The 22998-nt window shown below is 66.5% G+C and carries 21 protein-coding genes and 1 pseudogene; 11 read left to right on the forward strand and 11 right to left on the reverse strand.

The window, feature by feature from the left end:
* Positions 1–1539 carry an APC family permease gene (locus tag ABIA65_RS01540; protein WP_354522388.1) on the reverse strand — a complete coding sequence of 513 codons (1539 nt, stop codon included), beginning with the start codon at positions 1537–1539 and terminating at the stop codon, positions 1–3.
* Positions 1540–1701: 162 nt separating this feature from the next.
* Here ABIA65_RS01540 and glsA point away from each other — a divergent pair, with 162 nt between their 5' ends.
* A complete protein-coding gene (gene glsA, locus ABIA65_RS01545) occupies positions 1702–2646 on the forward strand; it encodes a glutaminase A (RefSeq protein ID WP_354522389.1) in 945 nt (314 codons plus the stop codon).
* Here glsA and ABIA65_RS01550 read toward each other — a convergent pair.
* The gene (locus tag ABIA65_RS01550; RefSeq protein ID WP_241401738.1) at positions 2643–3014 is read right to left on the reverse strand and encodes a WhiB family transcriptional regulator; all 372 of its coding nucleotides are present in this window, start codon (positions 3012–3014) and stop codon (positions 2643–2645) included. The genes glsA and ABIA65_RS01550 overlap by 4 nt on opposite strands.
* A 206-nt stretch (positions 3015–3220) precedes the next feature.
* Positions 3221–3889 (reverse strand): annotated as a pseudogene (locus ABIA65_RS01555) (NlpC/P60 family protein); the annotation flags it as partial.
* A 403-nt stretch (positions 3890–4292) separates the two neighbouring features.
* On the opposite strand from ABIA65_RS01555, the gene lpqS reads away from it, so the two are divergent.
* The 4 genes from lpqS to ABIA65_RS01575 all read left to right on the forward strand — a co-directional run bounded on the left by lpqS (position 4293) and on the right by ABIA65_RS01575 (position 8003).
* Positions 4293–4703 carry a putative copper homeostasis (lipo)protein LpqS gene (gene lpqS, locus ABIA65_RS01560; protein WP_502919504.1) on the forward strand — a complete coding sequence of 137 codons (411 nt, stop codon included), beginning with the start codon at positions 4293–4295 and terminating at the stop codon, positions 4701–4703.
* Positions 4704–4816: 113 nt separating this feature from the next.
* A complete protein-coding gene (locus ABIA65_RS01565; RefSeq protein WP_241401740.1) occupies positions 4817–5929 on the forward strand; it encodes a PLP-dependent cysteine synthase family protein in 1113 nt (370 codons plus the stop codon).
* Complete coding sequence (locus ABIA65_RS01570) at positions 5929–7191, forward strand: MFS transporter (RefSeq protein ID WP_354522391.1); 1263 nt, start codon at positions 5929–5931, stop codon at positions 7189–7191. Before ABIA65_RS01565 ends, ABIA65_RS01570 begins: the two co-directional genes overlap by 1 nt.
* Positions 7192–7316: 125 nt before the next feature.
* The gene (locus tag ABIA65_RS01575) at positions 7317–8003 is read left to right on the forward strand and encodes a DUF4396 domain-containing protein (RefSeq protein WP_241401742.1); all 687 of its coding nucleotides are present in this window, start codon (positions 7317–7319) and stop codon (positions 8001–8003) included.
* 14 nt (positions 8004–8017) lie between these two features.
* On the opposite strand, the gene ABIA65_RS01580 is transcribed toward ABIA65_RS01575, so the two are convergent.
* Together ABIA65_RS01580 and ABIA65_RS01585 are read right to left on the reverse strand one after the other, a co-directional pair.
* Positions 8018–8458, reverse strand: a complete 441-nt coding sequence (locus ABIA65_RS01580) for a rhodanese-like domain-containing protein (protein ID WP_354522392.1) — start codon at positions 8456–8458, stop codon at positions 8018–8020.
* Between the two features lie 25 nt (positions 8459–8483).
* Entirely contained in the window at positions 8484–9662 is a 1179-nt protein-coding gene (locus tag ABIA65_RS01585; protein WP_241405905.1) for an AI-2E family transporter, read from the reverse strand.
* 118 nt (positions 9663–9780) lie between these two features.
* Here ABIA65_RS01585 and ABIA65_RS01590 point away from each other — a divergent pair, with 118 nt between their 5' ends.
* From ABIA65_RS01590 to ABIA65_RS01600, 3 genes are read left to right on the forward strand one after another with little or no spacing between them, the layout of a single operon-like run.
* The gene (locus tag ABIA65_RS01590; RefSeq protein ID WP_241401744.1) at positions 9781–10950 is read left to right on the forward strand and encodes a lysylphosphatidylglycerol synthase transmembrane domain-containing protein; all 1170 of its coding nucleotides are present in this window, start codon (positions 9781–9783) and stop codon (positions 10948–10950) included.
* Positions 10947–12197 (forward strand): peptidoglycan DD-metalloendopeptidase family protein, encoded by a 1251-nt coding sequence (locus ABIA65_RS01595; RefSeq protein ID WP_354522393.1) that lies wholly within the window; start codon positions 10947–10949, stop codon positions 12195–12197. The genes ABIA65_RS01590 and ABIA65_RS01595 overlap by 4 nt, the downstream gene beginning before the upstream one ends.
* Complete coding sequence (locus ABIA65_RS01600) at positions 12184–12561, forward strand: DUF3054 domain-containing protein (protein WP_354522394.1); 378 nt, start codon at positions 12184–12186, stop codon at positions 12559–12561. The genes ABIA65_RS01595 and ABIA65_RS01600 overlap by 14 nt, the downstream gene beginning before the upstream one ends.
* Here the strand turns inward: ABIA65_RS01600 and ABIA65_RS01605 are convergent.
* The 4 genes from ABIA65_RS01605 to ABIA65_RS01620 form a co-directional block, all read right to left on the reverse strand.
* Positions 12476–13927 carry a sensor histidine kinase gene (locus tag ABIA65_RS01605; RefSeq protein ID WP_241401747.1) on the reverse strand — a complete coding sequence of 484 codons (1452 nt, stop codon included), beginning with the start codon at positions 13925–13927 and terminating at the stop codon, positions 12476–12478. The genes ABIA65_RS01600 and ABIA65_RS01605 overlap by 86 nt on opposite strands.
* A complete protein-coding gene (locus ABIA65_RS01610) occupies positions 13928–14605 on the reverse strand; it encodes a response regulator transcription factor (protein WP_241405906.1) in 678 nt (225 codons plus the stop codon).
* An 86-nt stretch (positions 14606–14691) separates the two neighbouring features.
* Positions 14692–15075: a heme-binding protein gene (locus ABIA65_RS01615; protein ID WP_241401748.1), complete on the reverse strand. Its 384-nt coding sequence runs from the start codon at positions 15073–15075 to the stop codon at positions 14692–14694.
* 172 nt (positions 15076–15247) lie between these two features.
* Positions 15248–15844, reverse strand: a complete 597-nt coding sequence (locus ABIA65_RS01620; protein WP_241401749.1) for a hemophore — start codon at positions 15842–15844, stop codon at positions 15248–15250.
* 269 nt (positions 15845–16113) lie between these two features.
* Here ABIA65_RS01620 and ABIA65_RS01625 point away from each other — a divergent pair, with 269 nt between their 5' ends.
* Both ABIA65_RS01625 and ABIA65_RS01630 read left to right on the forward strand, forming a co-directional pair.
* Positions 16114–19098 (forward strand): MMPL family transporter, encoded by a 2985-nt coding sequence (locus tag ABIA65_RS01625; RefSeq protein ID WP_241401750.1) that lies wholly within the window; start codon positions 16114–16116, stop codon positions 19096–19098.
* Positions 19095–19634, forward strand: coding sequence for an XRE family transcriptional regulator (locus ABIA65_RS01630; RefSeq protein WP_241401751.1), 540 nt, complete (start codon positions 19095–19097; stop codon positions 19632–19634). The genes ABIA65_RS01625 and ABIA65_RS01630 overlap by 4 nt, the downstream gene beginning before the upstream one ends.
* Before the next feature lie 18 nt (positions 19635–19652).
* On the opposite strand, the gene ABIA65_RS01635 is transcribed toward ABIA65_RS01630, so the two are convergent.
* Both ABIA65_RS01635 and ABIA65_RS01640 read right to left on the reverse strand, forming a co-directional pair.
* Positions 19653–20342: a hypothetical protein gene (locus ABIA65_RS01635; RefSeq protein ID WP_354522397.1), complete on the reverse strand. Its 690-nt coding sequence runs from the start codon at positions 20340–20342 to the stop codon at positions 19653–19655.
* On the reverse strand, positions 20339–20944 hold the full coding sequence (locus ABIA65_RS01640) for a hypothetical protein (protein ID WP_241401753.1): 606 nt from the start codon (positions 20942–20944) through the stop codon (positions 20339–20341). Before ABIA65_RS01640 ends, ABIA65_RS01635 begins: the two co-directional genes overlap by 4 nt.
* A gap of 58 nt (positions 20945–21002) precedes the next feature.
* On the opposite strand from ABIA65_RS01640, the gene ABIA65_RS01645 reads away from it, so the two are divergent.
* A complete protein-coding gene (locus ABIA65_RS01645) occupies positions 21003–22994 on the forward strand; it encodes a M13 family metallopeptidase (RefSeq protein ID WP_354522398.1) in 1992 nt (663 codons plus the stop codon).
* Positions 22995–22998 lie beyond the last annotated feature (4 nt).

Here is a 22998-nt window from a genome sequence, read left to right on the forward strand (position 1 = left end):
TCACGACCGAGTCTCGGCCGGCAGATCGTTGGGAGCGTCGTCGAACACGGTGCTGCCGATCCGCTCATACAGATCGGGGCGCGCCTTGCGGAGATAGGCCGCCACAGCCATCGAGCCGAACAGCAGCCCCACGACGACGTACGGAATCACCTTGAAGAACAGGGTCTCCGAGGCTCCACCCGCGGCGGCTGACATATTGGAGAGCATCAGGTAGATGACGTACACCATGCCTGCCCCACCGATGATCGGGGCGGCAATCGTGCGCCACCAGCTAGCCGTCTCGGGGTGCTGCTTCTTGACGTGGAAGTACACCACCGTCGCGACGGACGACATGGTCTGCACGATCAGCAGACACAGCGTCGCCATGATCGCGACCAGGACGAACAACACGCCGTAGGGGTCGGCACCGCTGACCGCACAGATGATGAGGACGACGCCGGCGATGGCGCTCTGCGTCAGGGACGCAATCCACGGTGACGCGTGCTTGGGGTGCGCCTCACCCAACCGGCGCCACAGCAGGCCGTCGCGACCGAACGCGAACAGGTAGCGCGCAGCCGAGTTGTGAATCGCCAGGGCACAGGCGAATGATCCACCCACGACCAGCCACTCGAAGACCGTCACGGCCCAGCTCCCGAGATACGCCTGCGCCGGTGCATAGATCAGGTCAAATGGACTTGCGCCCGAGGCCAACTCGACTGCCTTGGTCGGGCCGTTGCCGACAATGACTGCCCACGAGATGAAGGCATAGAAGACGCCGATCCCGATCACTGCGATCATCGTGGCCTGCGGGACGATTCGCTTGGGGTTCTTCGACTCCTCGCCGTAGATCGCCGTCGACTCGAAACCCACCCAGGACCAGAAGGCCATCAGCAACCCGAGACCGACAACGCCTCCCGCGACACCGTTGGTGCTCATGGCGGTCACCGGATTGAGCGACGTCCAGCTCATGCCCTCGGGGTGATGCATCAGGGACGCCACGGCACTGAGCGAAAGCATGGCGATCTCGGCAACGAGGACCACACCGAGAACCTTGGCCGCCAGCGAGATATCCCAGTGCGACAAGAGCGCGATCACGACCAGACAGATCGCCGCGTAGACGAGCCACGGCAGGTCCAAGCCGAACTGGTTGGTGAATGCCTGATCAGCGAAGGCGGAGAAGATCCCAATGAGTCCTGCCTCCATCGTCATGTAGACGAACATCGACATGACTCCCGCGGGAAGCCCGGGGATTCGCGACCACCCGCGCGAGACGAAGGTGTAGAACGCTCCGGCCGCGGTGATGTGCCGCGCGAGCGCGACGAATCCAATGCTGAAGATCGCAAGCACGATGGTGGCGAGCACGAATCCGCCCGGCGCCCCCAGACCGTTGCCGAACCCGACAGCGACCGGCAGGTTGCCGGTCATGGCGGTGATCGGAGCGGAGAACGCCACCACCATGAACACCACGCCTGCCAGCCCGATCGCCCCGCGTTTGAGGGTCGCGCGGCCCGACTCCACGCCAGCCGGCGTGGCGACCTCGGGTACAGATTCAACGGCCATGAACAGCCCGCCTTTCGTTAGGCACAAACGTGACGTGCATTACAGATGACGCGAGCCTAGAGGCTTAAAGATCTAAAAACAAGACCTATAGACCAAACATGACGAGCCGTGACATGCTGTTAACACCAGCCAGCACTTCCCGTGCGCAACAGGAGAATCGCCATGCCCACCTGTGCAGAGCCCACCGCGTTGACCGCGGAGTTGACCGCACACCTCCATGCCGCCGCCGCGCACGGCCGTCACAGCTCCTGCAGAGGTTCGGTCAGCACCCAGATCCCCGCGCTGGCCGCAGTGCCCGCCACCAAGTTCGCGATGGCCGTGGCCACTGTCGACGGGACTCTCATCCATACCGGAGACAGCACTGAGGCCTTCTCCATCCAGAGCCTGTCCAAGCTGTTCGCGCTGTGCGTGCTGTTACAGCACGACCCCGGCGCCTGGCTCGACGTGGGATGGGGTCCGACCAACGCCGGTTACGGGTCCGTCGCCGATCTCGAACGCAACCAGGGCCGCCCCGCCAACCCGTTCGTCAACCCCGGCGCCATAGTCGTCACCGATCGGTTGATAACCCATACCGGTGACCCCGTCAGCGCCACCAGCGCACTGCTGCAGCGGGCCGACCCCGACGGGGTCGTCTCATGCGATACCGACGTCGCGATATCGGAAGCCCGCACGGGGCACCGCAACTCGGCCATCGCACACGTGCTCGCCGAGCACGGACTACTCAACAATCCGATCGAACAGGTGCTGCACCAGTACTTCGCCCAGTGCGCGATCACCGCCACCGTGCAGACGCTGGCCAAGGCGACGCTGTTCCTGGCCGACCGTGGCGGCGGCAACCCGCCGCTCAACCGTCCACTCGACGAAGCCACCGTGCGGCGTGTCAACGCCGTCCTGCTCACATCGGGGATGTACGGCGCTGCGGGCGACATCGCCTACCGCATCGGGCTTCCCGCCAAGAGCGGTATCGGCGGCGGTGTCCTGGCCGTCATGCCTGCACGCGGCACCGTGTGCGTCTGGAGTCCACCACTGGACGACGACGGCAACTCCGCAGGCGGCGTCGCCGCGATCGAGGAGTTCGCCCGGCTCGCCGGGTGGTCGGTGTTCTAGGAGCGTCCCATCGCCTCATCGAACCGCGCGGCGTGAATCGAACGGCCGCGCGGGCGTTCACCGACGGAGACGATGGCGACGATTCGCTCGTCCTCGGACAGTCCTCCCCAGATGCCGAAACCCTCGCGGCCGGCCACGGCGAACGCCGCGCACTCACGGATGACCGGACACTGCATGCACACCTGTCTCGCGCGCCGCAGGCGCGCGGTACGCGCCGCGGCACGTTCACCCTCAGGGTGAAAGAACAGGTCGGGGTCGACGGTGCGGCATCGCGCGGCCTCCTGCCAAACACCGTCCCCCTGACCGGACAGGGTCGGCGGGGTTGCGGGCCTGACGATTGGGAGGCTACGTCGGTTCTGATGTTCCATGACTTGTTGGGCGAGCGCCTACGCGTGGCGTGCAAGCGGGGAGAGCACGTCAGCGCCGAGATCGGCCGCCGTGGCATCGGACCTGGTAGCACTCATTCGCTCGTCCCTCCTGTACCGGGGTTATGTCGCTGACCCACGGTAGGGGTACAAACACCTAATCACAAGACCTTTAGCCCAATATTTACGGTTCTCGTACTGCGGCTGGCTCAGTATTCGATGAGTCGCGTCACGTAGGGCATCATGCCGGTGGTACGCACGGGTGACACCTTGACCTGGGAGCCGGTGTATGGCGCTTCGAGCATCATGCCGTCGCCGAGGTACATCGCCTCGTGCTGGCTGGCATTGGGCCCATAGAAGATGAGGTCACCCCTGCGCATCTGCGATGACGGGATCTTGCGCCCGGCGTTGTACTGCGATCCCGAGTAGTGGTCGAGCTTGATTCCCACACCGGCGTAGGCATACAGGATCAGCCCCGAGCAATCGAATCCGACGGTGTCCGCACCCTGATCGATGCCAAGCGATGCGCCGTTGGCGTTCCCGCCTCCCCATGAGTAGGGGACACCGATTTGTGACATCGCCCGGCGAATGACGTATTCGGAGGCCTGTCTGCCAGAAACCCTGGGGATCCGCCCGTTGGTGAAACCGGGGTCTGCGGCGGCCGCCGTCGGCTGCGGCAGGATCCCCATCCTCACCAGGAACTTCCTGCCCATCTCTGCCGTCACCTGCGCCGACGTGGACGATATCTGCAGCACCGAGTTGAAGACGGCCACCGGGTCTCCGGCCACGTTGGCGCTGGGCACCATTGGCAAGGTGGTATCCCACTGACCCGCATCGGTGTGGACGCTGGTGTCGTGACCGGCAGAGGCGACTCCAGTCGCGCCGAGCAGCATTGCGGGTACGAGCATGGCCGCGAGAATGCAGGTGCGGTAGTGGCGCATACGCCTCATGCGAACTCCTAAGCAATAGGCGCGCAGCTTGCGCGATGATCGGCACGGTGCCACGCAGATGCCGTTCGGCAACTCTACGTAGACATTACGTACGTAGTTACTCAGTACGTATCGGAAACGTATATCACCACGGCCTCGCGAGGAACACCTGGCGCGTGTCATCTCGGTAACGATTCGCGGCTGTAATTTCCCCGGCCCGGTTCGGTAAACGCGTTCCGGTACAGCGTTTTTCATGGTGTTGGCGTGACGTGATCGCGAGGCGATAACAACATTGCGTCAAGTCGGCGGCGCGCTCAGCGAGGCGTAATCCGCTGTTACAGTCGGGAACACTGTGAGGTACCACAACGCAGTTCCCCGGACACGATGGCGTGCAGCCGTCGCACTGGCGCTGGCGTGTTGGCTCCTCGTGAGCGGGGCCGAGTCGGCGCTGCCGGGTGCCGCGGACCCGCCGCACGGGCCGCACGCGTTGGCCGCGGCTCTGCATGGCGAGTTCGCCGCCGTGACCGACCATCCGCACTTCCAGGACGGATCGACGCCCGCAGCGCCTGACACCGTCGCCGAAGCGGTACTGCCCCGAGCGGCCGTCACCCTCATCGCACTGACGCTGATTGCGGCACTCGTCGCCACGGCGCCGCTCTGGCGGCAGGCCGCGCTGGCGGCCATTCGCGGTCCGCCCCGCAGAGTCACTGCACCACAGAGCGGTCGGGCCCTGTTGACCCGACTCTGCATCGCGCGTCGCTGATCGGCTAGCGCCAGACCGTGCCCGCCCCACGGCGAGCCTGGTTGGAGACCGCTATCCGCCATCAGCAGCCGCGCGGTCCTCGTTGCGGCCTCGAACAGAAGCGACGCACCCTCATGAACCCTGTCCTGACATCACACACACCTGCCCACCTCTCCCTGTCCCGCCAGCGCCACCTCGGCCGCTACGACCGGCCGGGCACGATGGTCGGCCACACCCCGGTGCTGCGTATCGCAGCACCCTTCACCACTGGTGAGCGCGGCTTCTGGGCCAAGCTCGAGGGCTTCAACCCCGGCGGCATGAAGGATCGTCCCGCCATACACATGGTGGAGCGCGGGCGTGCCAGCGGCGCCCTGCGCCCCGGCGCGAGAATCGTCGAATCCACCAGCGGCACACTCGGCCTGGGTCTGGCGTTGGCCGGCACGGTGTATCAGCACCCGGTCACCCTGGTCACCGATCCGGGAATGGAACCGATGATCCAGCGGATGCTGTCGGCCTTCGGCGCCGATATCGAGCTGGTGACCGAACCGCATCCCGATGGCGGCTGGCAGCAGGCCCGCCGCGACCGCGTCCAGCAGATCCTGTCCGCCACACCGCACGCGTGGTATCCCGACCAGTACAACAATCCCGACAATGTCGAGGCCTACCGTCCCCTGGCACTCGAGCTGCACGAACAGCTTGGCCGCATCGACGTTCTGGTTTGCTCGGTGGGTACGGGAGGACACTCGGCGGGCGTGGCACGTGTGCTTCGCGAGTTCAACCCCGACCTGCGATTGATCGGCGTCGACACGATTGGCTCCACCATCTTCGGTCAGCCCGCCAGCACCCGACTGATGCGCGGATTGGGGTCCAGCATCCATCCGGGGAACATCGACTACGAGGCATTCAGTGAAGTCCACTGGGTGGCACCGGCCGAGGCGGTGTGGGCCTGCCGCACCCTGGCGGCCACGCACTACGCCAGCGGCGGGTGGAGTGTCGGGGCAGTCGCACTGGTGGCGGGTTGGGCCGCGCGCACGCTTGCCGCCGACACCACCATTGCCGCGGTGTTTCCCGATGGTCCGCAACGCTATTTCGACACCGTCTACAACGACGCGTACTGCCGTACCCACGGTCTCCTCGACGTGACACCGCCCGATGCGCCCGCCGTCATCAACGATCCACGCACGCAGGTGGTCTCATCGTGGACGCGCTGCGCCAATGTCGTCGACCCGATGGCGGTACTGCTTTGATGCGGGTCGTCACGCAGTTTCGCAGCTTCGGATGGCCCAGCCGGATGCTGATGATCAACCAGTTCGGCATCAATCTCGGCTTCTACATGCTGATGCCGTACCTGGCGGGTTATCTGGCCGGCCCGCTGGGGTTGGCCGCATGGGCGGTGGGATTGGTACTGGGCGTCCGCAACTTCTCGCAGCAGGGGATGTTCATCGTGGGGGGCACCCTGGCGGATCGGCTCGGCTACAAACCGTTGATCGTGGCGGGCTGCCTGCTGCGAACCGTCGGATTTGGCCTGCTGATCTTCGCCGAGACATTGCCCGCCGTGCTTGTCGCCTCGGCAGCAACGGGTTTCGCTGGCGCGCTGTTCAACCCAGCGGTCCGCGCCTACCTCGCGGCAGACGCTGGCCCGCGACGCGTTGAGGCGTTCGCGGTGTTCAACATCTTCTACCAGGCCGGAATCCTGGCCGGCCCGATCGTCGGGCTGGCATTGATGGTGCTCGACTTCCGAACGACTGCTGCGGCGGCGGCAATCGTCTTCGCCATCCTGACCATTGCGCAGCTGTTCGCGTTACCTCAACACGGCGCCGACACACCGACCGAGAAGACCTCGGTGCTGGCGGATTGGCGTGTGGTGGTGGCCAATCGTCCCTTCCTGTTGTTCGCCGCGGCCATGATCGGCTCCTACGTGTTGTCCTTCCAGGTCTATCTGGCGCTACCCCTGCAAGCCGGGATACTCGCACCCGAGGATGAGTCACTCGTTGTGGCAGGGGTTTTCGTGGTGTCCGGTGTGGTCGCGGTGTTTGGGCAGCTGCACATCACCCGATGGTTCAGCGCGCGGTGGAGCCCGGGACACTCCCTGGTGGTTGGAGTGCTCATTCTGTCGGCCGCGTTCGTGCCCCTTATCGTGATACCTCACGGCGAGCGCCTCGGGAGCGGTGCGGCGGTCGCCGCGCTGCTGGTGACCGGCGCTGTGCTGGCGGTCGGCTCGGCGGCGGTGTTCCCGTTCGAGATGGACACCGTCGTATCCCTGTCGAGTGACCGGCTGGTCGGTACGCACTACGGGTTTTACAACACCATCGTCGGAATGGGGATCCTCGTCGGCAATCTCGCGACGGGTTCGCTGATGCAGGCCGCCCGCGGTGTGGGCCTGGATGAGTTGATCTGGGTGGCACTGGCGGTGATTGGGCTGGCCTCAGCTGCCGCGTTGTTCCGACTCGACCGCACCGGCCGGCTAGGACCGGCACCGCCGGTGGTCGACAGCGCATCCGGCGGCTGACGGACGTCGGATGGTCGCCCCTTGTGCGTCGCACCTTCCGGGGTTACGGTGTTAATATACCCCCCAGGGGTACCCAGTCAATCTGACGAAGCGGTGATGGCTCACCGCTGGAAGGAGCCGACACCATGTCCGCGCCCTCGCACGAGCACGGTCCGCACGCACACGAGAATCACGCTGACCACCACGATCACGATATGGGCAGTATCAACGCGATGGCCGCCAGTGCGACGCTGCACTGCCTCACCGGCTGCGCCATCGGCGAGATCCTCGGGCTGATAATCGGGACCGCGATCGGCCTGAGCAACCTGGCCACGATCGCCCTGGCCGTCGGCCTCGCCTTCCTGTTCGGCTACGCGCTGTCAACGCTGCCGCTACTCAAGGCCGGATTGGCCTTCTTCACAGCGCTCAGCGTGGTGCTGGCCGCAGATACCCTCTCGATCCTGACGATGGAGATCGTCGACAACCTCGTCATGGCGGTGATCCCAGGGGCGATGAACGCCGGCCTGGTCAACCCCATCTTCTGGGTGGCCATGATGATCGCGCTGACCACGGCGTTCTTCGTCGCATACCCGGTCAACCGCTACCTGCTGCAGCGCGGCAAGGGCCACGCCCTGACGCACAAGTACCACCAGTCCGGCGGCACCGTGACCGGCGCGCGGCGCTTCATCCCCGACCTCAGCACCGGTGCGCTGGCGGCCGTGATCATTGCCTTCATGCTCGGTGGACTGGTGGTGTCGATCGCCGCCGAACTCACCGACGCCGGCAGCGCGCCGGCCCACGCGTTGGCGCCCACCGCCAGCGCGTCAAGCTGAGGGTTCCCGCCGGCTCAGGTGCCGATGAGCGGATGGCCGTCGGCCTGCCACGCCCGCATTCCGCCGCGCAGCTCGACGACATCGGTGTAGCCGAGGTTGTGCAGCGTCTCGGCTGCGATAGTGCTCATCGGTCCAGAGCGGCAGTACATCGCAAGTCCGGTACTGCGATCGGCCGGAAGCCGGCCGGCGTTGGCGTCGATCTGGTCAAACGGAATGGACAGGTCGGTGCCGGCGATATCACCCTCGAACGGCACGTGAACATTGATCGTCACTCGGCCGGGTTGGGCGACCATGTCTGCGAACTCGTCGGAATCCACAAGGCGCGCAAACGATGTCATGTCAGCCAACGCACTGGACGGCGTTTCCGTCCGGTCGGCTCCGCACCCCGTCAGCGCCAGCACGCCGCAGGTCGTGAGCGCCGCGCCGAATGCCCGGCGCCTACTGATTCTCCGCATGCGCACATGATACCCCCAGGGGGTACTAACCCGGGGGTGGTGCAGCCGCGCCTGGCCCCGGTTCCACGTCGTCGGCCTGCCCCTTGATGGTCGGGCCGACCTCGGCTTCGAGCCTGGCCTCCTCGACATCCGGATCGTCGGCGATCAGGACGCGCGTCGCACTGTTCACAAATGCCACGATCGGAACCGCCAGCAGCGCACCGACGATGCCTGCGAGCACGCCACCCGTCGCGATCGCGAGGACAATCGCCAGGGGGTGGATCGACACCGCGCGGCCCATGACCAGCGGCTGCAGGACGTGCGCCTCGAGCTGCTGCACGGCGATTATCAGACCGAGCGTGATCAGGGCGTAGACCCAGCCCTTGGCGATGAGTGCGACGATCACCGCGATGCCGCCGGTGAGAACGGCACCGACGAGCGGGATGAACGCACCGAGGAATACCAGTGAGGCCAGTGGCAGGGCCAGTGGAATCCCCATGATCGCCAGGCCCGCTCCGATGCCGATGGCGTCGACGAGCGCTACCAGGAACGTCGCGCGCACGTATCCGATCAGCGAGTGGAACCCGGCGCGGCCCGCGTCGCGCACACGACTGCGCACCGACGTCGGAAAGACCAACGTGACGAACGAGAAGATGTTGCGTCCGCCGTGCAGAAGGAAGACCAGGGTGAAGAACATCAGCAGCGCCCCGGTGACGATCTCGGCGATCGTGCCCGCCGTCGAGAAGGCACCGCTGGTCAGCTTGGCCTGGTTGCTCTTCAGCGCCTCGATCGCTGCGTCGGTCGCACTCTTGACCTGGTCATTGCTGAAATGGGAGAACACGCCGGTGGACAACCACTGCCGGGCATTCGTGATGCTTCGCGTCATCTGATCGATCAGGGCGGGCGCACCCTCGATGAACTGGCTGATGACGAATGCCAAGATGCCGCCGACCACGACGAAGCTGCTGAGCAGGACCACCGAGACGGCGGCTCCCCGATTCAGGCCACGGCGGTCGAGGTAGTCGACGAGGGGCAGCAGCATCGCCGTCACCATCGTCGCGAGCAGGACGGGCACGACGATGAACTCGATGTGCCCGATGACCCAGAGCAGGGCGATGAGCGCACCGAGGATGACAATCAGCCGCCACGACCACGCCGCGGTCTTGCGTACCAGCGGATGCACCGAGGCATCGGCCGCCGAGTCCAGGGAGAACCCCGAGTCCACCGAGAAGCCCGACAAAGAACCTGATCCCCCACCCACTGGCATGCCGGTAGCGTAACGACTTGGATCCCGGCGCCGCGGCACGCTTGGCCGACGCGCCCGCGCCGTTACCCTGTAGGGCGTGTCGCACGACGCGCCGGCCGGCGACGCTCGCCAAGAGAGCCGCTCGCGTGGCAAGTACTGGTGGCTGCGATGGGCGATCATCGCCCTCGCGGTGATCGTGCTGACCGTGGAAGTGGTGCTGGTCTGGGACCAGCTCGCCAAGGCGTGGCGCAGCCTGCTCTCTGCCGACCTGTGGTGGGTGCTGGCATGCGTGGTCGCCGCCATGGCCTCGATGCACAGCTTCGCGCAGATCCAGCGCACGCTGCTGCGATCGGCGGGCGTGCGAGTGCACCAATGGCGTTCGGAGGCCGCGTTCTACGCAGGCAATGCACTGTCCACCACCATGCCCGGCGGCCCCGTGCTCTCGGCCACCTTCATATACCGCCAGCAGCGGCTCTGGGGCGCATCACCCGTGGTGGCCTCCTGGCAGCTGGTGATGTCGGGGGTGCTGCAGGCCGTCGGTCTGGCCCTGCTCGGACTGGGCGGCGCGTTCCTACTGGGCGCCAGCAAGAACCCCCTGTCATTGATCTTCACCCTCGGCGGCTTCATCGCGCTGCTGGTGCTCGCCCAGTCCGTGGCGTCCAATCCCCAGCAGATCGACGGCATCGGCGCCCGGGTCCTGTCCTGGTACAACTCGGTGCGCGGCAAGCCCGCCGACACCGGCCTGGTCAAGTGGCGCGAGACACTCGAGCAGTTGGAGTCGGTGAGCCTGAGCCGACGCGCCCTGGGGACCGCGTTCAGCTGGTCATTGTTCAACTGGATCGCCGACGTGGCGTGCCTGGCCTTCGCCGCGTACGCGGCCGGCGGCCATCCATCCCTGGCCGGCTTGACGGTCGCCTACGCGGCGGCGCGCGCAGTGGGTTCAATACCGCTGATGCCCGGCGGCCTCCTGGTGGTCGAGGCCGTCCTTGTGCCAGGGTTAGTATCAAGCGGAATGACGCTGGCGTCAGCAATCTCGGCGATGCTGATCTACCGGTTGGTGAGCTGGATATTCATCTCCTCCATCGGCTGGGTCGTCTTCTTCTTCATGTTCCGCACTGAGAAGGACCTCGACCCCGACGCCAACGACACGACCGCCACAGGCGCAACGGAAGTCGACGAGACACCCGCCCCACCGCAGTTCAGCCCCGACCCCGAAGCCGTGCACGAACCGGACTCAGCCCAGCCCATGCCCAGGAGCGACGAATGAAACCCCCTATGCACCGCATCGCCGTGCTGGTCGGCGCACTCGCGCTCCTCGCAGGCTGTTCGAACTCCACCGAGTCAGGCACGCAGACATCGGAATCCGAGTCGAGCACACCGGCCAGTTCCGCCGACGCCGAGCCGTCGGCGGCAACCCCGATGCTGGGGCGCGTTCTCGCCGCTCCGATCCCCGTACCCGCCACCGACGGCAAGGTGCACCTGGCCTACGAGCTGAACCTGACCAACTCCCTCGGGCAGGAGATAACTGTGGAGTCGGTCACCGTCAACGCCGGTGACAGGAAGCTGCTCTCACTCTCCGGCGATGACCTGGCCGATAAAACCCGCATCCTCGGCGCGCCCGATCCGACAACCAAGTTCGGCCCCGCGCAGAGCGGCCTCGTATGGCTGGACGTGGTGATTGACGGCGCCGAGGGCGCCACACCCGCAGTGCCGGAAGAACTCTCACACACCGTCGTGGTCAACCTGACCAAGCCCATGCCGCCCATCATGCCGGCCACCGTGGCCGAGGACATCGCCAAGGTCACGGTCTCCACGCACAAACCGGCAGTCATCGCACCGCCGCTCGACGGCCCGAACTGGCTGTCCGCCAACAGCTGCTGTGACGTCATGACGCCACACCGGATGGCGGCGAACCCGCTCAACGGCGAGCTGTGGATCTCCGAGCGGTTCGGCATCGACTATCTCCAGTTCGGCGAGGACGGCACCGCCTTCCGCGGTGACGGCACCAAGAACGAGAGCTACCAGTTCTTCGGTGACGACATCTACGCCGTGGCCGACGGCCCCGTCGTATCGGTGCTTGACGGGATGCCCGAGCAGGTCCCCCTCACGGATGCCACCGGCCTCAAGGTCGAGGAGTACGGCGGCAACCACGTCGTACAGGACATCGGCGGCGGCAACTACGCCTTCTACGCCCACCTGAAGACCGGCTCGGTCAAGGTCAAGCCCGGCGACAAGCTCAGCACCGGGCAGGTGCTCGGAAACCTTGGTAACAGTGGCAATTCGTCTGCACCGCACCTGCACTTCCACATCATGGACGGTCCTGATTTCCTCAAGGCCAACGGTCTGCCCTTCGTCTTCGACTCCTTCAAGCTCGACGGCCGGATGGTCTCGCAGGACGACGTGGTTCCACTACTGGAGGGCAAGCCGATCAACCTGGAGCCAGGCTTTGCGCCACGCGACGAAACCAATGTCAGCCCGCTGGTCCTGGACGTGATGACCTATGACCTCGGCTAGCCCGACCACGGCCCGCACCGTCGCCGTGGCGGCGGTGCTCGACATCGTGTGCGTGCTGGTGTTCGCCAGCGTCGGCCGCCGCAGTCACGACGAGGGACTCACCCTCGCAGGGATTGCCGAGACGGCGTGGCCGTTCCTGACAGGAACAGCACTGGGCTGGTTGGTGATACGCGGCTGGCAGCGCCCGACGGCGTTGTTCCCGACTGGACTGGCGGTGTGGGTGGCGACTGTTGTCGTCGGGATGGCGTTGCGAAAGCTCACCGGCCAGGGCACAGCCATCAGCTTTGTGGTGGTTGCCTCGATCGCGACCGCCATCGTGCTACTCGGCTGGCGCGGCGTCGCAGCCGCCCTTGCTCGCCGCTGACCGACTCGTCTCGCTCCGAATCCTGCTCGCGCACAGGAGAGGTCGATAGCGTCAGGGTGCCACGCAAGCCACCCATCGGGCTGTCGGACAACGCGAACGAGCCGCCGTGCAGTTCCGCCTGCTGCGACACCAGTGCCAAGCCCAGTCCCGACCCGCCGGGCGCTGCGGTGCTGCCCCTGGCGAACCGACCCATGACGGCGTCGTGCTCCTCGGCGGGCAGCCCGCGGCCGTTGTCGTCAACCACAATGGTCAGCACCTCGGCCGCGTCATCGCCGACTGTCCTCTCACGACGCGCCGCCAGCACGATACGGGTGGCTCCACCGTGCGCAATCGCGTTGCGCACCAAGTTGTCCACGGCCAGTCGTAACCCACCAGGCCAGCCCCATATGGTGCCGATGTCCTCACCGGCCTCCACGACGATGTCCACCACACCGTCCTTCGCGTTCTCCCGTGCCACCCGGTCGAGCATGTCGGTGATGTCGATGACCTCACGGTCCTTGGCCTGGGCGAGTTGACCCGACGCGAGCTGACCCAGTGCGGTGATGATCGCCTCAACGCGACGTTGGGCACGGGCCAGGTCAGCCACGACCTCATCGCGTTCGTCGGCCGGCAGGTCGTGGATGCGCAGCGTGTCCAGGTCTGCCCGCATCGCCGTCAACGGGGTGCGCAGCTCGTGTGCGGCGTTGGCCGCGAAATCCTGTGCGGCTTGCAGCGAATTGGTGGTCGCCTGTTGCGCGGCGGCCAATCTGCTCAGCATGTCGACCATGGCGTCGGATAACTCCTCGGCCTCCCTCACACCCGTGACAGCCTCGATGTGTTCGGTGCCCTTGCCCAACCGCATCGTCTGCGCGGTCAGTCTGCGCAGGGGGCGGATCGCTGGACCCGCAAGCAACCAGCCAAGCCCACCGGCGACCAGCACGGTGAACACCCCAACGGCCGCATAGACCGGAATCCTGGCCGGGCTCAACAGAATACTGTCGGTTCTGATGCCCACCGACACGAGCACGCCACCCTGCTGGTCCATGGGGATGGTGCGCACCCGGTACTCGAGTCCGTTCACCTCAACCGAGGCCGTGCCGGTCGAGAGACGAGGCAGCTGAAACCCGCGTTGAAACACCACCTGCCCCGACGAGCGCGACCGGCCGGTGGTCAGAACACCGCGGCTCGGATCGCTGAGCTGTTCGGGATACATGCTGGCGTCGACGATCGAGTCGAGGCGCCGATCAAGTTGCACCGCATCGTTGTTGGCCAACACCACCGACGTCAGCACGGTGAAGACCGCCACCACGGCGGAAGCCGCGGCCGCCGCCGCCAACGCGACCCGCGTTCGCAGCGACGCGGATCGGAGAAACCGTGGCCAGCGCACCTACGGATCGTGGCGCAGGACGTAGCCGATCCCGCGCACCGTGTGGATCACCCGGTTGTGCCCATCGCGTTCGAGCTTGCGCCGCAGGTAGCTGATGAACACGTCGGCGACGTTAGTGTCGACGTCGAAGTCGTAGCCCCACACCAATTCCAGCAGACGCTGCCGGGACAACACCACGCCAGCGTTCTCGGCGAGGATCGCGAGCAGATCGAACTCCCGCTTGGTGAGTTCGACGCGCTCACCGTCGACGAACACCAGCCGGCGCGCGGTGTCGATGGTGAGCGGACCGACTCGCATGGTGTCCGACGTCGGGTCCGAATGCGACGACCGGCGCAAGAGAGCATGCAGGCGCGCGACGAGTTCACCGAGATCGAACGGTTTGGTCAGGTAGTCGTCGGCCCCGGCCTCAAGCCCGGCGATGCGGTCATTGACCGTGTCGCGTGCCGACAGCACGCAGATGGGAATGTCGTTGCCGAGCGCACGAAGCGCGGTCACGACGGCCACGCCGTCGAGTTCGGGCATCTGCACGTCGAGCACGAGCGCGTCGTGTGTCTCGGTGGAGAGCAGCCGCAACGCTTCCTTGCCGTTCGCCGCGACCCGAACGTCAAAACCGGAGTGCCGCAGTCCGCGGGAAACCGACGTCCTGACGTCCGGATCGTCGTCGACCATCAGGACCATCCGGCCCGAACCGTCCGTAGTGGACGGATCGGTGCCGGATTCCTCCCCCCTATTGGGAGGTGCCCCCTGCCGAACCGGCACGGGGATTACGGAATTGCAGGCGCAGGTGCCGTGCCGCAGCGGTTCTTGAGATCGACCAGCGGCTGGCGGATGCCCGTCAGCTCGGCCTTCACCTGGGGGTTGTTGTTCAGGTAGGTCGAGACCTCTTCGCGGATGTCCTCGCGCTGCTTACCCTCGAGGCTCGTGAAGAACCAGTTCACGTCGGGATGGGTGAACAGGTACGCCGATGTCGAGGCCGACACGCCTGCGGCCACACCGGCCAGATCTGCCGCCGTGCAGTTCGGCGGGTTGAGAGCCGGGTCGTCGGCCATGGCAGACGGGATGGCACCGAACAGCATCGCACCGGCGATCGCGCCAGCGCTCGCGACGCCAGCAACCGCACGCCGCCGACCAATGGTCGAGAGCAACATGATCAAGCTCCTTTATCGAATACTGAGAGGCCGTAACCACGGACGGTTACCGACACAGAAAAGCTAAGCAGAATCGGCGAAGACTTTCTCCCCTTGCGGTCAACCAATCTTCCTGACGCCCAAAACCCCAGTTCAACGTGTTGGCGGGGAGTCTGGGACGCGTCGCCGAAAGCTAGCCCGCGGCGGTCGCGGCGGTTGTGGCGGGGCCAGGCAGCGGGCCGGCGCCCTGGCGGCCTACCGATGCCGGCGGCCGCGACGCCGGCAGACCGGCTCCCGGGATGCCGACGGTCTGAGCCGACCCGAGCGCTCCTGGCAAACTTCCCGAGGCCGCGCCCTGTAGTGCGTCGGCCTGTGACTGCGCGCCCTGCATCAGGCCCATTAGCTGCGGCAGCGTGAGCGGAAGCTTGCAGCGCGACGACAGCACGACGAGGGGTTGCTGCAACTGCTGCATGTCCTTGCCGGCCTGCGGGTTGGCGTCGAAGTACGTCTTGAGCGCCGCCAATGACGCAGGACCCGCTTGCTGCTTCGATATGGTCGTCAGCGCTGTGTTGGTCTCCGGATGCGCGTCCAGGTAATTACCCGTGGACGTTGCGACCGAGCCCAACGTCTTGGCGACCTCGCTGGCCGCGCACGGATCGAGTGCGGCGGTGGCCGATGGGGCGGCCAGACCGCCCGGAACGGCCAGTGCGACGAAGGCAGCACCGCCCGCCGCAGTTACAGCGAACGCTCCGAAGAGTCCTCGTCGCGCACGCTCAGATGTGCTTCCCATGGCTGGCTCCTCACGGTTCGCGCAGGTCTCCTACCCGCACAAACCCTTGATATCGGCGGCAATCTGATCCCCGACCCGAGACCGCACTCGGCCATCCTGCCATCGCGGCGGGCCACCGGCACAATCCGCACAGCAAATTCGCAGGTCAACAAGATCGCGGGCCGACCAATGCGGTCGCTCCTGGCGAAGCCGGTCACCCTACCCCACCCTGCGGTACGCTCCAGCTACGAAACGCCGCGAGAAGGCCGAGGTTCGTCATACAGCAGTTCATGATGCGCTTGAGTAGCAATCTGCGCAGATATCGCTGGGCGGTCTTCGCGGTGTGGCTGCTCCTCCTATTGCCGTCGATATACCTGTCACTCAGCCAGGCCGGCAATCTCACCGGCGGCGGCTTCGAGGTCGCAGGATCGCAGTCCCTTAACGTCGAGCGGCAGGTCGAGGACCACTACCCCGATCAGGGCGCATCACCTCTGGCATTGGTCGCCGCGCCGCGCGCGGACGCGTCATATGAGGATATGAACGCCGCCGTGGCGCAGCTCGAGCGCATCGCTGCCGCGGAGCCCCGCGTCACGATCGTCCCGAACCCGCAGCAGCCACCACCCCGGCCCGACCGCCCCTACGTCGTGTCCCTGCAGACGGGTTTCGACGCGGGCAGCACCGACGTCGCCAAGCAGTTGCGCAAAGCGGTCGGCGTCGACGGGGACCAACCCGGACAGACGGAGAACGGAAAGGTCCGGCTCTACGTCATCGGGCAGGGCGCGTTGGGTGCCGCCGCAAGTGAGGCCACCAAGCACGATGTCGCGCAGGCCGAGAAGTGGAATCTGCCGATCGTCATGATCGTGCTGCTTGCCGTCTTCGGGTCGCTGGCCGCCGCTGCGCTTCCGCTGCTTCTGGGCGTGTGCACCGTCGCCGTGACGATGGGGCTGGTCTTCCTGCTGTCGATGGTGACGACGATGTCGGTGTTCGTGACATCGACGGTGTCGATGTTCGGTATCGCGCTGGCGGTGGACTACTCGCTGTTCATCCTCATGCGCTTCCGAGAGGAACTGCGCGCAGGCCGTGACGCCGATCAGGCGGCCGACGCGGCGATGGGCACCTCGGGCCTGGCGGTACTGCTGTCCGGTCTGACGGTTATCGCGTCGGTGACGGGCATCTACCTCATCAACACGCCCGTGCTGTCATCGATGGCGACCGGCGCGATCCTGGCCGTCGCGGTCGCCGTGTTGACGTCGACCACTCTGACCCCGGCTGTGCTGCGAACTTTCGGCAAGGCCGCCGCGAAGAGGTCGACCTACCTTCATATGTCCCGCCGGCCGGACACCACGCAGTCGCGGTTCTGGACCCGCTGGGTCACCGGGGTGATGAGACGTCCCTGGCTTTCGGCGATCGCGGCCACCATCTGCCTGCTGACGCTGGCCGCCCCGGCGTTCGCAATGACCCTGGGCAACAGTTTGCAGCGACAGTTCGATCCCACGCACGAGATCCGCGGCGGTATCAACGCGGCGGCCGATGCGCTCGGGCCTGGCGCGCTGGGGCCGATCCGGGTGCTGGTGACGTTCCCCGAAGGCAGCGCCAACGAACCCCAGAACGCCGCCACCCTGACCGCAGTCGAGGCACGGATCGCCGAGGCGCCGTATGTGGTGAACGTGTCGCCCGCCGTGTTCGGGGACGACAATCGCAGCGCCCTGGTGTCGGTCGTGCTGTCGATCGACCCCGAGGAGATGGGCGCCCGCGACACCATCGACTGGATGCGAGCCAATCTGCCCGAGGCCGCCGGTGATCGCGCGCATATAGATGTCGGCGGACCGACCGCCCTGCTCAAGGACTTCGACGATCGGGTGGCGGACACCCAACCCCTGGTGTTCGCGTTCGTGGCGTTCATCGCGTTCGTGATGTTGCTGATCTCGATCAGATCGGTGTTCCTGGCCTTCAAGGGCGTGCTGATGACGGTGCTCTCGGTGGCCGCCGCGTACGGCAGCCTCGTCGTCGTCTTCGAGTGGGGGTGGTTCGAGTCCCTCGGATTCGAACCGCTGACGTCGCTGGACAGCACCATCCCGCCGCTGGTCCTTGCGATGACCTTCGGGTTGTCGATGGACTACGAGATCTTCCTGCTGACCCGCATCCGCGAGCGTTTCGTCCAGACCAAGAACACCCGGGATGCAGTCGCGTACGGCGTGAGCACCAGTGCCCGCACCATCACCAGCGCGGCGCTCATCATGATCGCGGTGTTCATCGGCTTCGCATTCGCGGGGATGCCGCTCGTGGCACAGCTCGGCGTGGCCTGCGCCGTGGCGATCGCCGTCGACGCCACGGTGGTGCGGCTGGTCCTGGTGCCTGCGTTGATGGCGATGTTCGCCGAATGGAACTGGTGGCTGCCGCGCTGGCTGGACCGGATCCTGCCGTCGGTGGACTTCGAGAAGCCGCTACCCAAGATCGACATCGGCGACCTCGTGATCATCCCGGAGAACATCTCCGAGCTGGGTCCGTCCGGCTCCGATATCCGTACCGTCGTCAAGTCGGCGGCCAAGCTGAAGACCCTTGCGCCGCAGGCGATCATCGTCGCGGACCCGCTGGCGTTCAGCGGTTGCGGACCGCTTGCGGTCAAGGGCTGCGACACGCCCGTCGCGCTGGCCGGTTCAGTGGTCCGGGTAAAGACTCCCAGCGACAACGGCGGCGGCGTGGCCAGCGCAACCCGCGCCGAGGCCCGCACCGTGCGGATCAGCTTGCGCGGTGGTGCCGGTTCGGGTCGAGCAGGAGGCAAGGCTGCGCCCAGAACCGTCCACCCGGTGACGCTGTGGCGGGGACGACTGGCGGTCGCACTCGATGCACTGCAGACCGCCGCAGACGCCGAGGCGCCCGTGGTGGAGCGCCGCAGGCCGATGGAGACCACCAACGTTCTGCTGCCCACCGGCGACCGGCTTCAGATCCCCACCGGAGCCGAGACGCTGCGACTCAAGAGCTATCTCGTGATGTCGCGGAACACCACGCGGGACTTCAGCGAGTTCGCCGATCTGATCGACTCCATGGAGACCCCAACTGCAGCGGAAGTCTTAACCCGCATCGACCGGTACTACGCTGGTCAGCGCTCGAGGAAGCAGTGGGTCGCCACGCAGCTGATTCGCCGCCTGTCCGATCCGCAACCGTCGGATCATGACGACGAGAGCGCGTCTGACCCGGCAGCAGTGGCAGACTGGGAGCGTGTCAGGGCGCGCTGCCTGGAAGTGGCAGTGGCGATGCTGGAGGAGGCGAGGTGACGTTGAGTTCCGACGTGCGGGACACGCATGACGACGCCGCGCCCGGCCGTCCGACCCCGGTCCCGGACCCGGCGGCGGCACCGCGGCGTCGACAGACCGACAGTCGCCCCGTCGAGTTCTGGCCGACGTCATCGATCCGTGCGGCGCTGGAAACCGACGATCTCAACGTGTGGCAACGCATCGTCGTCGCCGTCAAGCGTGACCCCTACGGCCGTACCGCGCGACAGGTCGAGGAGGTCCTGCACTCCGCACCTCCGCAGGGTGTCTCCAAGGCGCTGGCCGAGGTCCTGCTTCGCGCCCGCGCGAACCTCGAGGCCAACGAGTGCGCAGAGGTCGGCCGCCACGTGCGCCTTCTTCTGGAGCGCTCCGGTCTGGGCCAGCAGGAGTTCGCGTCGCGGATCGGACTGCCGAATGAGGAATTCGGCTCCTACCTCGAGGGCCGCGACTGCCCGGCCGCGTCACTGATGATTCGTATGCGCCGGCTGTCGGACCGGTTCTCCAAGATCCACGACGAGCGCACCGGTCGCACCGGCTGATTTCTCTGACGCCGGCGATCAGCGGGCGTTGATCGGCGAGACGTCGACCACCAACCACTTGCCGCTGGCCTTGGTCAGCGCCACCCGCAACGCCAGCACCGCCACGTCCTGCGGCTTGCCCGGCGCGTTCTGCGTACCCCGCATCACCACCGCGACGCTGGCGGCCTCCGGGCCGATGGCCTCCACGCCAGCCGAGATCGTGGACGCCTGCCCTGAGACGTTCCTGCTCGTGAGTTCCTTTGCCACCGACTCGAATTCGGCGCGGTAGGCCTGCGCTCGCTCGGACGTCATCAGATCTGCCGCCCGGTTGATCGATGCGTTCGGGTCCTGCGGGGTGAACGTGGCCGAAGCCTCCGCGACGCTGCTTGCGATGCCCACCACCTCGGTGATGTCGGCGCGCATGGCACGGTCCGGCGCCGTCCACTGTGTGTAGCCGACCGCGACGGCGGCCACCAGCGCCACCGCCGCCAGACCGACTACGGCCAGACGCAGCACGGGTCCGTCGTCGTCGGTACCGATCGTCACACCGTCACGCCGGTACAGCACGAAGTCGACGATCATGCCCTGCACGATCAACAGTGCCGCCACCGAGCACACCGACACCCACCACAGCGGCCACGACAGAGCGGCCCCCACATAGACCAGAGCGGCGATGGCGGCCAGCGGGGCCAGCACGTCGACCGCGGCGACCCGCAGTGCATTCCTCATCGCAGGGACTCCAGCCGCGAGATCAGCAGCTTGCCGTCCACGTCGGAGACCCCGAGGCGCAGATTCCAGCGCACGGGGCGCGGTTCGGTGCCGCCTGCGTTCTGGCTCATCGACGTCGCGACCACGAGCACCGTGTCGGTGCGTGAGGCCACCGTGGACAGTTCGGGCTGCGGTGGCGCTCCGGCCGGGCCGGGAAGCTGGTGGTAGAGCGATTCGATCGACACCGACTCGACCTGGCCGGTGGTCTGCGACTGCAACTTCGCCACCAGCTGCTTGAACGGCTCGACGGTGCTCTCGAAGTCGGCGTTCAGCTGGCCGACGGTCCCGCTGTGCAGTGTGCGCAGGCTGTCGTCGATCGAGTCCTTGTCCATGTTGATCAGGACGGTGGTCCAATCGGCGGCGGTCCGCAGGACGTCGGTCTGGTAGGTGCGCTCGGCGACATCGCTGCGGTGACCCGACCAGATCATGAACGCCAGGACAGCGGCCACCACCGCTACAAGCCCCAGTACCACCGACCCGATCCCGTAACCGCTGAGTCCGCCGCCGTCGTTCTCGGCCTGCTCCACCTTGACGGTCTGCTCCACCGTGACCTCGTCGGGCATGGCGTGAGGGTACCCGGCGCCACGGCACGCACTTGCCAGGCGATGGCAGGATGGCGGAGTGACGCTTGAAGCCATCCGCTCCGGAATCGATCTGTCCTACGTCGACGAGGCGGCACGCCCGCAAGACGACCTGTTCGGCCACGTCAACGGCCGCTGGCTCAACGACTACGACATCCCCGCCGACCGCGCGACCGACGGTGCGTTCCGTCTGCTCGCCGACCGCGCCGAGGAACAGGTGCGTGATCTGATCGGTGAGGCGGCCGCGTCAGGCGGGGCCGCCGGCACGGACGAGCAGCGCGTCGGTGACCTGTTCGCGAGCTTCATGGACGAGGCCGCGGTCACGGCCGCCGGCGTGCGGCCATTGCTCGACGAGCTGGCCGCGGTGGATTCCGCCGCGGACCTCGTCAGCCTGGCCGCCGTGATGGGTGCGTTGCAGCGCGGCGGCATCGGCGGGGGCGCCGGTGTGTACGTCGACACCGACTCCAAGGACTCCACCCGCTACCTGCTGCACCTCTCGCAGTCGGGCCTCGGGCTGCCCGACGAGTCCTACTACCGCGACCCCTCGCACGCCGAGATCCTGGCCGCCTACCCCGGCCACATCGCACGCATGCTCGGGCTGGTGTTCGGGCAGGAGCCGCAGCCAGGTGAGTGGGCGGCGACTGCCGAACGCATCGTCGCGTTGGAGACCGACCTGGCCGCGGCCCATTGGGACGTGGTGAAGCGCCGCGACGCCGACCTGACCTACAACCTGCGCACGTTCGCCGATCTGCCGAATGAGGCGCCCGGCTTCGACTGGACCGGCTGGGTCGACGCGTTGGGGACCACCGAGGGCACCGTCGCCGAGGTCGTGGTGCGCCAGCCCGACTTCCTGACCGCGTTCGCCGCGCTGTGGGCGCAGCGCGACATTGAGGACTGGAAGCGTTGGCTGCGGTGGCGGGTGATCAGTGGCCGCGCGGGGATGCTGACCGACGAGATCGTCGCCGAGAACTTCGACTTCTACGGCCGCACCCTGAGCGGCACCGAGGAGATCCGCGACCGGTGGAAGCGCGGCGTCTCACTCGTCGAGAACCTGATGGGCGACGCCGTCGGCAAGCTCTACGTCGAACGCCACTTCCCGCCCGGAGCGAAGGCGCGGATGGACGAGCTGGTGGCCAACCTGCGCGAGGCCTATCGCGTCAGCATCAGCGATCTGGAGTGGATGACTCCCGAGACACGGCAGCGCGCCCTCGCCAAGCTCGACAAGTTCACGCCCAAGATCGGGTATCCGGCGAAGTGGCGTGACTACTCGACACTGGTGATCGACCGCACCGACCTGTACGGCAACTATCTGCGCGGTCAGGCCGTCGCCACCGACCGGGAACTGGCGAAGCTGGGCCAGCCGGTGGATCGCGATGAGTGGTTCATGACCCCGCAGACCGTCAACGCGTACTACAACCCCGGGATGAACGAGATTGTGTTTCCCGCGGCGATTCTGCAGCCCCCGTTCTTCGACGCCGAGGCCGACGACGCCGCGAACTACGGCGGTATCGGGGCCGTTATCGGACACGAGATCGGGCACGGCTTTGACGACCAGGGCGCCAAGTACGACGGCGACGGGAACCTCGTCGACTGGTGGACCGACAGCGACCGCGCCGAGTTCGGCGTCCGAACCAAGGCGCTGATCGAGCAGTACGACCACCTCGTGCCCCGCCAACTCGGTGAGGGCCAGCACGTCAACGGCGCGTTCACCGTCGGGGAGAACATTGGCGATCTCGGCGGGCTGTCCATCGCCCTGCTGGCCTACGAGCTGTCACTGGGCGGCAAGGAGGCACCCGTCATCGACGGCCTCACGGGCGCGCAACGGGTGTTCTTCGGCTGGGCTCAGGTGTGGCGCACCAAGTCCCGCGACGCGGAGGCGATTCGGCGGCTGGCCATCGACCCGCACTCGCCGCCGGAGTTCCGCTGCAACACCGTGGTCCGCAACATCGACGCGTATTACGACGCGTTCGATGTCGACACGGCCGACGAGCTCTACCTGGAGCCCGCCGCGCGGGTACGCATCTGGAGCTAGGCGC

The organism is Mycolicibacterium sp. 624, assembly GCF_040548615.1.
Lineage (GTDB): Bacteria > Actinomycetota > Actinomycetes > Mycobacteriales > Mycobacteriaceae > Mycobacterium.